This is a genomic window from Nocardia jinanensis (assembly GCF_014645735.1).
Classification (GTDB): Bacteria; Actinomycetota; Actinomycetes; order Mycobacteriales; family Mycobacteriaceae; genus Nocardia; species Nocardia jinanensis.
The window spans coordinates 334,599-348,050 of the sequence record NZ_BMMH01000006.1 but is presented as its reverse complement, the minus strand read 5'-3'; the positions used below and the strand labels follow the sequence as shown (position 1 = coordinate 348,050).

Annotated in this window: 13 protein-coding genes; 5 read left to right on the top strand and 8 right to left on the bottom strand. The window is 67.0% G+C overall.

Annotation, left to right across the window (positions count from 1 at the left end; genetic code table 11):
• Window positions 1-131: 131 nt before the first annotated feature.
• The 3 genes from IEY68_RS17060 to IEY68_RS17050 are packed head-to-tail and all read right to left on the bottom strand — an operon-like array spanning window position 132 to window position 3,848.
• Window positions 132-1,244, bottom strand: a complete 1,113-nt coding sequence (locus tag IEY68_RS17060) for an NAD(P)-dependent alcohol dehydrogenase (protein ID WP_058856010.1) — start codon at window positions 1,242-1,244, stop codon at window positions 132-134.
• Window positions 1,245-1,278: 34 nt separating this feature from the next.
• Window positions 1,279-2,520 (bottom strand): NAD(P)/FAD-dependent oxidoreductase, encoded by a 1,242-nt coding sequence (locus IEY68_RS17055; protein ID WP_058856009.1) that lies wholly within the window; start codon window positions 2,518-2,520, stop codon window positions 1,279-1,281.
• Complete coding sequence (locus IEY68_RS17050; protein WP_058856008.1) at window positions 2,517-3,848, bottom strand: cytochrome P450; 1,332 nt, start codon at window positions 3,846-3,848, stop codon at window positions 2,517-2,519. The genes IEY68_RS17055 and IEY68_RS17050 overlap by 4 nt, the downstream gene beginning before the upstream one ends.
• 241 nt (window positions 3,849-4,089) lie before the next feature.
• Here IEY68_RS17050 and IEY68_RS17045 point away from each other — a divergent pair, with 241 nt between their 5' ends.
• Window positions 4,090-4,407, top strand: coding sequence for a 2Fe-2S iron-sulfur cluster-binding protein (locus tag IEY68_RS17045; RefSeq protein ID WP_058856007.1), 318 nt, complete (start codon window positions 4,090-4,092; stop codon window positions 4,405-4,407).
• A 9-nt stretch (window positions 4,408-4,416) separates the two neighbouring features.
• On the opposite strand, the gene IEY68_RS17040 is transcribed toward IEY68_RS17045, so the two are convergent.
• The 3 genes from IEY68_RS17040 to IEY68_RS17030 all read right to left on the bottom strand — a co-directional run bounded on the left by IEY68_RS17040 (window position 4,417) and on the right by IEY68_RS17030 (window position 7,564).
• Entirely contained in the window at window positions 4,417-5,166 is a 750-nt protein-coding gene (locus IEY68_RS17040) for a helix-turn-helix transcriptional regulator (RefSeq protein ID WP_058856006.1), read from the bottom strand.
• Entirely contained in the window at window positions 5,163-6,038 is an 876-nt protein-coding gene (locus IEY68_RS17035) for a helix-turn-helix transcriptional regulator (RefSeq protein ID WP_156426304.1), read from the bottom strand. The genes IEY68_RS17040 and IEY68_RS17035 overlap by 4 nt, the downstream gene beginning before the upstream one ends.
• 71 nt (window positions 6,039-6,109) lie before the next feature.
• The gene (locus tag IEY68_RS17030; RefSeq protein WP_058856005.1) at window positions 6,110-7,564 is read right to left on the bottom strand and encodes an aldehyde dehydrogenase; all 1,455 of its coding nucleotides are present in this window, start codon (window positions 7,562-7,564) and stop codon (window positions 6,110-6,112) included.
• A gap of 255 nt (window positions 7,565-7,819) precedes the next feature.
• On the opposite strand from IEY68_RS17030, the gene IEY68_RS17025 reads away from it, so the two are divergent.
• The 3 genes from IEY68_RS17025 to IEY68_RS17015 are packed head-to-tail and all read left to right on the top strand — an operon-like array spanning window position 7,820 to window position 11,288.
• Window positions 7,820-9,520, top strand: coding sequence for an AMP-binding protein (locus IEY68_RS17025; RefSeq protein ID WP_058856079.1), 1,701 nt, complete (start codon window positions 7,820-7,822; stop codon window positions 9,518-9,520).
• Window positions 9,520-10,314, top strand: a complete 795-nt coding sequence (locus IEY68_RS17020) for a PaaI family thioesterase (RefSeq protein ID WP_062999812.1) — start codon at window positions 9,520-9,522, stop codon at window positions 10,312-10,314. Before IEY68_RS17025 ends, IEY68_RS17020 begins: the two co-directional genes overlap by 1 nt.
• Window positions 10,311-11,288: a quinone oxidoreductase family protein gene (locus IEY68_RS17015; RefSeq protein WP_058856004.1), complete on the top strand. Its 978-nt coding sequence runs from the start codon at window positions 10,311-10,313 to the stop codon at window positions 11,286-11,288. The genes IEY68_RS17020 and IEY68_RS17015 overlap by 4 nt, the downstream gene beginning before the upstream one ends.
• Window positions 11,289-11,324: 36 nt before the next feature.
• On the opposite strand, the gene IEY68_RS17010 is transcribed toward IEY68_RS17015, so the two are convergent.
• Together IEY68_RS17010 and IEY68_RS17005 are read right to left on the bottom strand one after the other, a co-directional pair.
• A complete protein-coding gene (locus IEY68_RS17010) occupies window positions 11,325-11,735 on the bottom strand; it encodes a MaoC/PaaZ C-terminal domain-containing protein (RefSeq protein WP_058856003.1) in 411 nt (136 codons plus the stop codon).
• A complete protein-coding gene (locus IEY68_RS17005) occupies window positions 11,732-12,196 on the bottom strand; it encodes an FAS1-like dehydratase domain-containing protein (RefSeq protein ID WP_058856002.1) in 465 nt (154 codons plus the stop codon). The genes IEY68_RS17010 and IEY68_RS17005 overlap by 4 nt, the downstream gene beginning before the upstream one ends.
• Before the next feature lie 65 nt (window positions 12,197-12,261).
• Between IEY68_RS17005 and IEY68_RS17000 the strand changes: the two genes are divergently transcribed.
• Window positions 12,262-13,449, top strand: coding sequence for an acyl-CoA dehydrogenase family protein (locus IEY68_RS17000; RefSeq protein ID WP_058856078.1), 1,188 nt, complete (start codon window positions 12,262-12,264; stop codon window positions 13,447-13,449).
• Window positions 13,450-13,452 lie beyond the last annotated feature (3 nt).

Here is a 13,452-nt window from a genome sequence, read left to right as displayed (position 1 = left end):
TACAGCACGGAGACGGGCTGTCCGATTGCCTCTTTCGAGAGAGGCCGTCGCCTTCACGCGATTCTCCGGATGCAGGTCGGCCCTGCGGCCCGAGTGGGCGCCGCAGGGCCGAGCAGCGAACAGGGGCGAGATCAGGCGGACTGATCGAAGACGAGCACCGGCTTCACCACGGTTCCGGCGTGCTGCGCGGCGACGGCATCGTTGATGTTCGCGAAATCGAAGGTCGTCACCAGCTTGTCCAACGGCAGCCGCCCCGCGCGATAGAGCGCCACCAGCTCGGGGATGAATTCGTCCGGCACACTGTCGCCCTCGATGATGCCGGTGACTGTCAGCCCGAGCGTAAGGGTGGCGATGATGTTCAGGTTCACGGCCCCGGCAGGGTCGGCGGGGACTCCGATCAGGCCCACTGTGCCCCGGACCCGAGTGGCGCCGATCAGAGACTCGATCACCGCCGGGATCCCGGTGGTATCGACGACATAGTCGACGCCCGCGGGAACGATCGCGCGGACCTGCTCGGTGAGCTCGCCCGCGGCAGGGTCGACGACATGGGTGGCGCCGAGTTCGAGCGCGAGGTCTCGGCGTGCGGCGTTGGGTTCGACGACGATGATGGTCGCGCACCCCTGGACCACGGCGCCGATCGCCGCGGACAGCCCGACCGACCCGCCGCCGGCGATCGCGATCGCGGAACCTTTCTCGGCTTTCAGCGATCGCGTGACGGCACCCACGCCGGTCTGCACTCCGCAGCCCAGGGGAGCCAGCAACGCGAAGGGAATCTCGTCATCGACCTTCACGACGTTGCGTTCGTTGGCCAGTGCCACGCGTGCGAACGACGATTGTCCGAAGAACATGCCTCCGATCGGCTCCCCGTCCCGGCTCAGCGGCCGGCTGCCGTCGGCGCGAGTGCCGCCGTAATTCAGCTGGATGAAGTTCTCGCAGTAGGACTGGCGGCCGGTGGTGCAGGTGGCGCAGTCGCCACAGCTGTTGAAAGTGATACCGACCTTGTCCCCGGGCGCCACCGCGGTCACGCCGTCGCCGACCGCAAGCACCGTCCCGGCACCCTCGTGACCTGCGACGCCCGGGAACTCGAGGGGCAGCACTCCGTCGCGGGCGGCGAGATCGGTATGGCAGATGCCGACCGCCTCGATCCGGACGAGGACCTCGCCGGCTCGCGGACCGTCGATATCGATCTGCGTGAGGGTGAATTCGCTGCCCGGTTCGGTGAGCAACGCTGCCTGTGCTTGCATGGATTCTCCTGGATATTTTTTCGTCGACGAGGGTCTAGACGCCGAGCGCCGAGTCGGCTGCGACGTCGCGCAGCGACACCTCCGAGTCGGCCAGAGCGGCAGGATCGACTTTCCTGTGCTCGGCGACGAACTTCTTGCCGGCGACGAAGTCGCCGGGGGCGTTGGCGGTTTCGACCGCCACTACGGTGTCCGAACCGGACAGATGGAACAGGGCGAACGAGCCTGGCTCGCGTCCCTCGCGAGCAACGACCCGGCATCCGGGCGTGACCAGTCCGGCGATCTTCAGTTTGAGGTCGAACTGATCGGACCAGAACCACGGCACTTCGTGGCCCGGGTGGTCGGAGCCGAGGAGTGCCGCGGTGATCTGCCGGGCCTGTTCGGTCACGTTCGGGATGGATTCCAGCCGGACGAGGCCGTTCATCCCGGGGATCGGGCGGCGTGCCACATCGCCGATCGCGAATATCGCCGGATCGGTGGTGCGGCCCCACTCGTCGACGAGCACGCCGCTGTCACACGCCAGCCCGGCGTGATGCGCGAGCTCGTCGGAGGGAACGGCGCCGATTCCGACCAGCACGGTATCTGCGGCGACCACGGTACCGTCGGCGAGTTCGACACCGCGGGCGCGGCCTGCTTCGGTGCGTACCGCTGCCACGTCGGCGCCGGTTCTGATCTCGGTGCCCCGCTCGCGGTGTGAGTCGGACAGGCGCCGGGACAGTTCCGCGCTCGCGACCCGGGCCAGTACGCGCCGCTCACGCTCGATCACTGTGACTGCGATACCCGCGGATCGGGCGACGGCGGCGACCTCCATCCCCACGTATCCGCCACCGATGATGGCCAGCCGGTCGCCGCGTTCCAGTGCCCTGCCGAGTTCCATGGCGTCGTCGAGGGTGCGTAATGCCTGCACACCCGCGGCGTCGGCGCCGGGTACCGGCAGCGCGCGGGGTGTCGAACCGGTGGCGAGGACGAGGGCCCGGTAACTCAGGGTCGATTCGTCGGAGAGCTGAATACGCCCGGCGACGCGGTCGACAGCGGTCACCTGGACACCACGGCGCAGGTCGATGTCATTGTCGGGATAGAACTCGGCCGGGCGAAGCATCCGGTAGACCTCGGGCCCGGCGAATTTCTTCGACAGCGGAGGTCGATGGTAGGGGTGGTGCCGTTCGGCGCCCACCATGACGACGCTACCGGTGTAGCCGGACTGCCGGAGCAGCGCCGCGAGCGCTGCTCCGCCGTGTCCGGTACCGACGATGACGATCGAATCGTCGGTACCGCTCATCGACCGTTGAACTCCAGCTCGACGGGCATGTTCTTCAGCCCACCCACGAAGTTGGTCTGGATGAACTTGGTATCGCCGGTGAGATGGACTGCTTTCAGATGGGGGAGCAGCGTTTCGAACATGATGCGCAGCTCGATCTTGGCCAGGTGCTGGCCGATGCACATATGTGGCCCGTAGCCGAACGCGATGTGTTTGTTGGGCCTGCGGTCGATATCGAAAACATCCGGGCGGTCGAAGATATCGGTGTCCCGGTTGCCGGACTGATAGAGCAGCATGAACCGATCACCCGGCTGGATCGCGCGACCGCGCAGCTCATAGGGCTGCAGTGCGGTGCGCATGAAGTGCTTGACCGGGGAAGCCCAGCGCAGCGACTCGTTCACCAGGTTCGGCACCAAGGACAGATCACCCTGCAGGCGCTCGAGCAGCCCGGGGCTCTGCGAGATCGCATGAATACCGCCGGCGAGGGTGGAGGAGGTGGTGTCGTGACCGGCGGTGGCGATCGCGATGAAGTAGCCGTAGGCGACTTCCTTGGCGAAGTACTCGCCGTGCTCGTCCCTGGCCTCGGAGATGATGGAGGCGAGGTCGCCGGTCGGGTTCGCCCGACGATCCATCAGCAGATTGTCGAAATAGGCGAAGAAGTCCTGGATGGTCGCCACCCACTGCTTGGCGGCGGCATCCGGGGTGAGGGGCTCGACATCGTCGCGAGCGGCGTCCGGGTCGGCGGTACCGAAGAATTCCTGGGTCAGCGTCATCATCCGCGCTTCGTCGGATTCGGGGACACCGAACAGACTCATGATGACGTGCAACGGGTAGTGCAGCGCGAAGTCCTTGACGAAGTCGATCTTCCCGTCGCCGGTGAGCAGGCGGTTGACCGATTCGCGCGCCAGGGTCCGGATCGTGTCCTCCCACTGCTTCAGGTTGTTCGGCCGGAACCAGTCGGCGGCGATATCTTTGATGACCGTGTGCTCGGGGGGATCGAGGTAGGTCAGCGTCTCCAGGATGCGGAGGCTGCCGTTGTTTATCGATCGGGTGAATGTGTCACCGGCCTGGTTGGCCAGGATCGGGTTGAAGGCGCCCTTCTCCTCGCCGCCGGCGCTGGTGAAAATCTCCGGCTGCCGCTCGATCTCCATGATGTCCGCGTGCTTGCTCACGAGGTAGATCGGGTCGTATCCCTCGACCTCGGCAAGCCCGAGGGGGTTGTTCTCACGCAGCCACCGATATGCCTCGAACAGACGCGCATCGTCGCGGTGCCCTTCGGGCAGAACGACCTGCGCGGCCACATCGTCGGGGATACGCAGGTCGGCTGGGGATTGCGTGGAGGAGGTCATTCGAAAGTCCTATCTCGCGCTTTCGCAGGGCTGGAACTCGATCAGTGTGTGCCCTGGATCACGTGACTCTCATCACCCCGACGGGGTATCTCGGTGCCTTCGAGAGGGAATTGTCGAGACCACTCCACCGGCTCCCTCCGGCGGGCTGCCGAATATATCCCCGTGGTGATGATCCGGGCTTCGCCGCTGCCCCACGATGAGGCGAGGCAGCGCAGCCTCGAGACACAGACGAGGAGAGATCATGGCACGAGTCGTTTACCACCTCCCCGACGGCACTACGAAGGCCGTTGAGGTTCCCGCAGGTCAGAGCGTGATGGATGGTTCGGTCAGGAATAACCTTCCCGGTATCGTCGCCGAATGCGGCGGCAGCTGTTCGTGCGCGACGTGCCACGTCTATCTGCCCGATTCCTCGTCCGATCTCTTCGATCCCCCGTCGGCCGAGGAATCCGAGCTCGTGGAATTTCTCGATGGATCGCAGTCGAATTCGCGGCTGTCCTGCCAGCTGATCGTGGGGGAGCAGGACGAGGTGCACGTCGAGGTGGTCGATTCGTCGGTCTAGCGATGTGTGTCAACCGGACCGGGCGATGAGTTCGGCCCGGTTGACGGCTCCCATCTTCCGCAGAATGTGTTTGACGTGGGTCTTCACGGTCTCGATCGATAACGTGTGAGTCTGGGCGATGGCCGCGTTGGACGCGCCCTGCAGAATGTTCTCGAGTATGTCGCGCTCGCGATCGGTGAGCAGTGCCGCCGCGGCGGCGAACTCGGCAGCCCGATCACTGTGCGGGAGGGCTGGATCGGCGCCTGCCGAGTGCAGTCCGCGGATCTCCTCGCTCAGCGTGCGCAGCCGCAGCTGCTGGGCACGCAGACGTTCCTCGCTGTCGAGTCGTTCGGCGGTCGCGACAGCAAGGTCGATCAGCAGCAGTACGGCAGCGTGGTCCTCGTCGCCGACCGTGCCTTCTACAAGTAGGACGGTACGGGTAGCGGCCTGCTCGATCTCCAGCACGGTGATGGCGCGCCGGCTCGCGGGTACAGCGAAGCCGATCTCGTGCCGCACCATGCCGCGGTCCTCATGCGCGGGAGGAAGCGGGAGCGTGATCTCCTCGGCTCGAAGTCCGGGCGGCGCGGAGCCGGTCCGATCGTGACGGGCGATCTCGTGTAGCAGCATGCCGGTGACTTCGGCGAGTAGCACCGAATCGGCGCCGGTGACCGCTGCGCTGGCCGCGCACAGCGCCGCGGCGAGCATATCGCGATCGGTGGCCTGCGTAACGGTCGCGACTGCTCGGTCGACCTGCCCGCGATGATTTCGATCGGCACTCACGGTCGTATCGTCGTGCCCGCCCGGCCGTGCCGGTAGTAGGCGGCGGCCTGCGCGCGAGATTCCACAGCGAGCTTGCGGAAAATTTGGCGCACATGAGCTTTGACGGTGCCGTCGGAGATGAACAGCTGGGTGGCGATCTGCCGGTTGGTCGCGCCGGCTGCCATCAGTCGCAGTACATCTTCTTCGCGGTCGGTCAACGGATCGGTGGCGGTCAGCGCGACCCCGAGTCCAGGGGGCGACTGCTCGGGCCGGCCGCGGCGGAACATGGTGGCGTCGCCCGTATCGGCGTCGACGAGCTGCTCGACCAGCCCCGCCAGCGTGCTCCGTCGCCGGGCCAGATACCCCAGGTTCTCCTCGGTGGCGATCACCAGCCCGGATACCCGAGCGGCCATGGCCAGCAGCCGCAGATCCTCGTCGGTGACCACTTCACGGTTGCGGTCGACATGAAGAATCGCCACGGTGCGTCCGTTGGCGATGATCGGCGCCGCGGCATACGCGACGGGATCGGACAGGTCGATGAGCGGCCGGTACGCCCCACGATGGTAAGCGCGCCGACCGAGCAGGTACGGGCGCCGGAACCGGACCAGATCGGCCTCGCGCGGTGCCCGCAGCAACGGCACGGGAGTGCCGTCGACGGCACGACGGAGTTCGTGGAAACAATCTTGCAGATCCGGTGCCATGTAGACATGCTCCGGGGTCCACGACGCACCACTCACCCGAGAGAACATCGCCTTGGTGAAGCCCAGCGCTTCGCATGCCTCGCGGCATGCGACAGCGCCGAGCGCCTCGCCTCCGGCCGTTCGGAGCTGGGAGAGAAACCGCCGCATCGCCCGGACGGCGAAGTCGTCCGGCTTCGGTTCGATCACCTTCATTGGCTCGACGTTCTCCACAATGCTCAGGGACGTGATGTAAGACACAATATCAGTCGGGTGTGCGCCGCCGGTCAGACGGCGGGTGGCAGGTACACCGTCCGGATGTGCTGGAAGGTGTGCAGGCCCTCAGGGCCGAGCTCGCGGCCCATACCACTGCTCTTGATGCCGCCGAACGGCGCGACGGGGTCGTTCGTGTAGTGGTTGACCCCGATGGTGCCCGATTGCACCCGCGCCGCGAGATTCGCGGCGCGCTCCACATCCGACGACCACACCGAACCGCCGAGGCCGTAGTCGCTGTCGTTGGCGATGGCGATGGCCTCGTCCTCATCGGTGAACGGGATCACGCTGAGCACCGGACCGAAGATTTCCTCGCGTGCGACGGTCGCCGAATTGTCCAGGTCGGCGAAGATGGTCGGCTCCATGAAGTAACCGGAGTCGAAACCGGCCGGACGGCGGCCGCCGGTGGTCAACCGGGCGCCTTCGCGCCGGCCCTGGGCGATGTAGCTCTCCACCCGTTCCCGCTGCCGAGCCGAGACCAATGGGCCGATCTTGGTCGCGGGATCGAGTGGGTCGCCGATTTTCAGCGACCGAGCCAGGTCGGTCAGGGCGTCGACCACCTGCTCGTAACGCGAACGTGGGGCGAGCACCCGGGTGTTGAGCCAGCAGATCTGGCCGTTGTTGAGGAATGTGACCCCGAACAGCGACTCCAGCGACGCGTCGAGATCTACATCGTCGAGCAGGATAGCCGCCGATTTACCTCCCAGCTCGAGGGTGACCGGACGCAGCAGTCGTCCACACGTCTCGGCTATTTTGCGCCCGGCAGCCGTGGATCCGGTGAACGACACCTTGTCGACTCCGGGATGTTCCACCAGGTACGCGCCGATGTCGCGGCCGCCGGGCACTACATTCAGGACGCCGGCGGGCAGGCCCGCGGCTTCGGCGGCCTCGGCCATCAGGAAGGCGTCGAGCACCGTTTCCTCCGCCGGCTTCAGCACGACGGTGCAGCCCGCGGCCAACGCGGGCGCCAGCTTCAGGAACGAGATGGCCTGGGGGACATTCCACGGTACGACCGCGCCGACCACTCCGATGGGATGGCGGGTGATGCGCGCGGTACCTCCCAGCATTCCCGCGCGCTCGTCTACCTCGGGTGTGTCGATCATCAGCTGAGCGAAGTATCGCAGCAGGACTGCGGGGAACCCGCCCTCGAACTGTTCGGCCAGCCAGATCGGCATTCCGTTCTGCAGGGAGACCCGGAGCGCGGTCTCGGCCGACCGTGATTCGAGTTCGGTCGCGAAACGCTCGAGTGCCTCTGCGCGCTCCTTCGGATGCCAGGTCGACCAGCCCCGCGGATCGTCGAAAGCCGCCCGCGCGGCGCCGACCGCCCGGTCGATGTCCTGCGGCGCGGCCGCCGGCACGCTGCCGATCGGCTGTTCGGTGGTGGGGGAGTGCACGGTGATGGTGGTGCCGGTGGCAGGCGTTCGCCAGCCTCCGTCGATGTACAACTCGCGGTAGTCGATGGACGTCATCTCGCTCCTCATTCTGTGAACGGCGTCACTCTCAGCATGCCAAAATATAATCAGATGGCAATGGTTAATTTGGTACGACCAATAAGGATCACTCGCATGATCCGCGGAATCCCTCGTTCGGGTGAACCTGGTGCGATTCGGATGCCGGGGCGGCTGCGTAGTGCTTTCTGTGAAGGGAGCCTGTTGCGCTATTAGGTCTAACCATTCTAATCTTCAGACTGAGTGTGTGTGACATATGCAATGGAGGACGGCACCATGACCAGCGAGCCAGACCTCGGCCGGTACACCCCGGCGCAGATCGAGGAGTTCTACGCGAGCGCGCAGTGGGCGGACGAGAATTTCACCGAACTGCTTCGGTCACGAGCCGAGTCGAACCCGGGCAAGGTCTTCGTCACCGATGGAACCTATGCGCTGACTTTCGACGGGCTCTACGAGTCCTCGCAGCGACTCGCTCTCGGTCTGTACCGGCACGGGCTACGCCCAGGGGATCGCGTTGCCGTGCAGTTGCCCAACTGGGCGGCTTTCGTGCTGCTCGCGGCGGCACTGGCCCGGATCGGTGTGGTGATGGTCCCGGTGATGCCGATCTACCGCAAGGACGAGGTGTCGCATGTGGTGGCCGATGCCGGGGTGCGAATGGCCATCGCGCCGGCCGAGTTCAAGGGCTTCGACTATGTCGGCATGCTCGAAGAAATCCGCCGTGACGCACCGACTCTGCAGTCCATCGTGGCGGTGCGTGCGCCGCGAGACCGGAAAATGGCATACGCCGAGCGCGGGATCGAGGTGCTGGAAGACCTCATGGTCGCCGGCGTGGATCCGGAGCAGGTCGATGCCGAATTGGGCTTCCGGGCGCATCCGGACGACCCGTTCGTCATCGTGTACACCTCCGGCACCACATCCCGCCCCAAGGGGTGTGTACACACCTTCAACACCTATGCCGCCGGGGCGCGCGCGCTGACGGTGGCCTTCGGGCACACCGAGTCCGACGTGCAGTTCGGTCCTTCGCCGATCACCCACACCACCGGGCTGGTGACGAGCGTATTGGTCCCGCTGCTGGCCGGTGCGGCGACCCACATCATGGCGGAGTGGAGTCCGGTCCGGGCTCTGGCCGAGATCGAACAGTACGGCTGCACCGCGGCAGTGACGGCGACAACCTTCCTGCAGACCCTGCTGGCCGCCGCCGAGGAGCGACCCGGGGCGGATCTCTCCTCGCTACGGGTCTGGACCTGCGCCGGCTCCCCGATCCCGGCCACCGTGGTCGAGCACGCCAAAGCGGCGTTGCCGACCGCGAGTGTGTTGTCGCTGTACGGCCGCAGTGAGAATCTGTCCACCACCACCTGCACCGTCGCCGACGCCCCGGAGCGAGCAATCAAATCCGACGGCGCGGCGCTGCCGGGCGCCGAGGTGAAGATCGTCGGTGACGACGGCCTCGAGGTGCCGCGCGGAACCGAGGGCGATATCGCCTACCGCGGCCCGTCGCACATGATCGAATACCTGAACCGGCCCGCGGAGACCGCGGAACTGTTCACCCCGCAGGGGTACTCACGATCGGGTGATCTCGGTGTGATGGACGCCGACGGGTATGTCCGTGTCACGGGTCGTACCAAGGACATCGTGATCCGGGGCGGGATGAACATCAGTGTCCGCGAAGTCGAGGACAAGCTCGCCGACCACCCGGATCTATCGGCCCTCGCCGTGGTGGGTATGCCCGACGAGCGGCTCGGGGAGAAGGTTTGTTGCTACGTCGTGGCCAGGGAAGGCCACCGGGCCCCCACCGTCGAGGAACTACGCGGCTATCTCGTCGAACGGGGAGTGGCGATTCAGAAGACTCCCGAGCGGGTTGTGGCCGTCGAGGAACTGCCGATGACCGCGACAGGCAAAATTCAGAAACATCTTCTGCGTAGGCAAATCGCGGCAGAGCTGAATCAGCCGACTGCGTCGGGCGCGCACCGACCGTGATGCCGATCTCGACCCCACAACTTGCTCTCGGAGGACCGGAGGCCCTGGTCCGGGTAACTCCCGTCACCCTGGCGTCGCAGCGGGCGCAACTGATCGTGGAATCCGGCCCGTGGCTGCGCGACGTCGAGGCCGGTTGCAGCCGCGCCGCCCTCGGGGTACCTCTCGACGACGTGACCGGCTACCTGGTCGCCGCGGCCGCACCGGCGGGCGGCTGGCCGGTGAGCCTCGGCATCCGGGTCGATTTCCTCGCCGATCCGCCGCTGCACGGCCCGCCGATGACGGTGACCGGCGAGCTCGTCGCACGTGATGATCGCGGCGGCACGACACGCGGCACAGTGACCGACGACCGGGGGCGTGTCCTCGCGCTCGTGGTGCAGCGTTCGCATCTCGTGCCGGTGGACAGCCCGCCTGCCGGCGCGGGGGCACCGGCCGCCGGCCCGCCCGCCGATATGCCGCTACGGGAGGTACTGGGGTTCCGCGCGGTGGCGCCCGATGTACTGGAACTCCCGTCCACCGCGTTCGCTGCCAACGGTATGGGCAACGTGCACGGCGGTATCCTGTGCGCCGGCGCTGAGTTCGCCGCGATGTCCGCCCTCGGGGCGGCCGGAAGAGCGCGGACCACCAGCATCGACATCGTTTATGTCCGGCCCGCCGACGCCGGCGGCACGACGACATTCCAAACCCGGGTCCTGCACCGCGGCCGCACGCTGGCCGTGGTACAGGTGACGGCTGTGAACTCGTCGAACAAACCCTGCGCGGTCGCGACCGTGGTGGTGCAAGGGGAGCCTCGATGAAGGCGGTGGTGCTGGACGCCTTCGGCGATCCGCAATGCCTGGTACCGCGCCATATCGCCGACCCGCAAGACCGTCCCGGCTGGGTCACCGTCGAGCTGCGAGCCGCGGCGCTCAACTGGCACGACGTACTGGTCCGGCGCGGGCGTTACCGTTCGCCGCTTCCTCATGTCCCCGGTGCGGACGGTGCCGGGATCCGCACCGATACCGGCACGGAGGTGGTGATCCTGCCTTCGCTGTTCTGGGGCGACCGGACCGATGCCCCGGCTTCCGGGTTCGAAATCCTGGGGGATCGGATTCCCGGTACCTACGCGCACTATGTGAGCGTGCCGGAGGAGTGCTTGGCACCCAAGCCCGCCGTTTACTCCTGGGAAGAGGCTGCGGCCCTGCCTCTCGTCGGTGTCACCACCTATCGCGCGCTGGTGAGCCGGGCCGGCCTCGGTGCCGGTGAATCGTTGCTGATCATCGGCGCGGGAGGCGGCGTCGCCACCATGGCACTGGCGCTGGGCCGCGCCGTAGGTGCCCAGGTGTTCGTCACCGCGTCCACGCCGGACAAGCTCGACCGGGCCCGCGCGGCCGGAGCTGCCGGGGGTGTGCTGCACACCGCGCCGGACTGGCCCGAACAGATCAGGGAACGGTCCTCCGGCGGTACCGGTTTCGATGTCGTGCTCGATCCGGTGGGTCTGTGGGACCGGTCGTTGCGTGCGCTGCGACCCGGCGGGCGGCTGGTGGTGTTGGGCGCCAACGTCGCCGAGCGGGCCGACATGGACGTTCGAGCATTCTTCTTCGGCCAGTACAGCCTGCTGGGCACCACGATGGGCGGGCCCGCGGACTTTCGCGGGTTGCTCGGCCTGGTCGCGGACGGCGAGGTGCCCCCGCCGCCCATCGCCCGCGTCTTCCCTCTCGACGAAGCGGCCGAGGCGCATCGGCTGATCGAGGCCGGCGAAGCGTTCGGGAAGATCGTGTTGCGGCCGTAGCGCGGTGCCGGCCGGGTGGGCCGGCACCGCGGCCGGCTACGTCGTCGGGGAGATCCGGACGCGCGCGGTAGCGCTCACCACCACTCGGTCGGCGACACTCGCCGTCAGTGTCGTCTCGGCGATATCGCCGAGCACGGATTCCACGCGCCCGGTCAACTCGAGTGCTTCACCGACCGCGAGTGGCGAGGCGAACCGCACGGCATAGGTGAGCAGATGCTCGACATGCACCACATCGGTCAGCCACGCGGCGAGCATGCCGGCCTGCATCTGCCCCATCGAGATCACCCCCGGGAGTCCGGCGCGGAGCGCGTACTCCGGATCGTGGTGCAGTGGGTTGAAATCGCCCCCGGCACCGGCGAACCGGATGATGTCGGTCCGGGTGATCGGGCCGATGGTGCGGGTACCCAGATTCTGTCCCGCGGACAGTGGCAGCGGTGGACGCGTCATCGCCGGCCCCTTTCGATCAGGACCTCGCGCTGAGTAACGGCGGTCTCACCTGAGTCGTCCACCCAGGACGTCTCGAGTGTCACCAGCCGCATGGTGCCGCCGCGTTTTCCCTCTTTTGTGGTGTCGGCGACGACCCGGCGTGTTCCGGTGAGCCGATCGCCCGCTACGAGGGGACGGTGGTATTCCCACTTGACCGAGCCCACCACCACGCGTTCGATGGCCAGCCCGAGGTCGCGGACGAATTGTTGCTGATCGCGGTGGTGCCCGGCGACGACCACATGGGTCGGCGTCGCGGGCATACGCGCAAATCCGGCTGCCGCGGCCGCCTGCGGATCGGTGTGGACCGCGTCGGTCGCTCGCGTGGCGTGTGCGAACTCGCGCACCTTGCCCGCCTCCACCTCGAACGACACGCGGTCGACGACGGCTCCCGGCGGCGCCTCGCGTATAGAGGGGCTCGGCATCGGTACCTCCTAGTCATTTGGTCTGACCTATTGTAACGTTGGTCCGTAACGATGTGGAGGTGCAGATGGACCTGAGCGATTCGCCGGAGGAAGAGCGGTTCCGGGCGCGCGTGCGCGTGTGGCTGGCCGAGACGCTGCCCGCGCTGCCGGGAGCGGAACCGGCGCTGCTGGAGGACAAGCGCGCGTACTGGGAAACCTGGCAGCGCAAGCTGTTCGACGCCGGATTGGCCGGGCTGTCGTGGCCTGTCGAGTACGGCGGTGCGGGGGCCGACGCCAAGATCAAAGCCGTCTTCACCGAGGAGATGGATCGGGCCGGCGCCCCGGAGCGACTGAACATCATCGGCGAGGACTTCGCCGGCCCCACCATCGTGGCGTTCGGCAGCGACGAGCAGAAGCAGCGCTACCTGCAGCCGATCCTCGCGGGCGCCGAGATCTGGTGCCAGCTGTTCTCCGAGCCGGAATCCGGTTCGGACCTGGCCTCGCTGCGCACGAAGGCGAGCAAGGTGGACGGCGGGTGGCGGATTCAGGGTCAGAAGATCTGGACCTCGCGCGCGCAGATCGCCGATAACGCCATCCTGCTCGCACGGACCGGCGGCGGTGAGCGGCACCGGGGTATCACCTACTTCCTGCTGCCCATGTCCGCACCGGGCATCTCGGTGCGGCCGCTGGCCCATATGCTCGGCGAAGCCGAGTTCAACGAGGTTTTCCTCGACGACGTCTTCGTCCCCGATTCGGCGGTCGTCGGCGAAGTGGACGGCGGCTGGCAGGTCGCTATGGGCACGCTGGCCTTCGAGCGAGTCGGGATCGCGACCGGTCGCGTGAACACCACCCGCGCGGTGGGTGATCTGATCGCGCAGATCGAGCGCGGCCGCGACGACGAGGGCCGTCCGTTGGCCGCGAATCCCGAGATCCGTCAGCGGATCGCCGATCTGTACGGCAGGGCGCTCACGCACTATCTGATCGGACAACGGGTGGTCACCGGCGCTGCGTCGGGCGAACCTCCGGGTCCGGTCACCTCCATCGGCAAGCTCTATTTCTGCCCGCTGGTCGAGGAGATCGCAGACTTCGGGTTGGAACTCGGTGAATTCGGCGGACAGTTCGGCCTCGCGGAGAACGGCGAGAGTGCCGACGCCGACCAGCAGCGGTGGCTGCGGCTGGCCTACCAGGCGCGCGGCACCGCCATCGCCGGCGGCTCGACCTTCATTCAACGCAATATCGCTGCCGAGCGCGTGCTCGGAATGCCCCGGAGCTGAGAA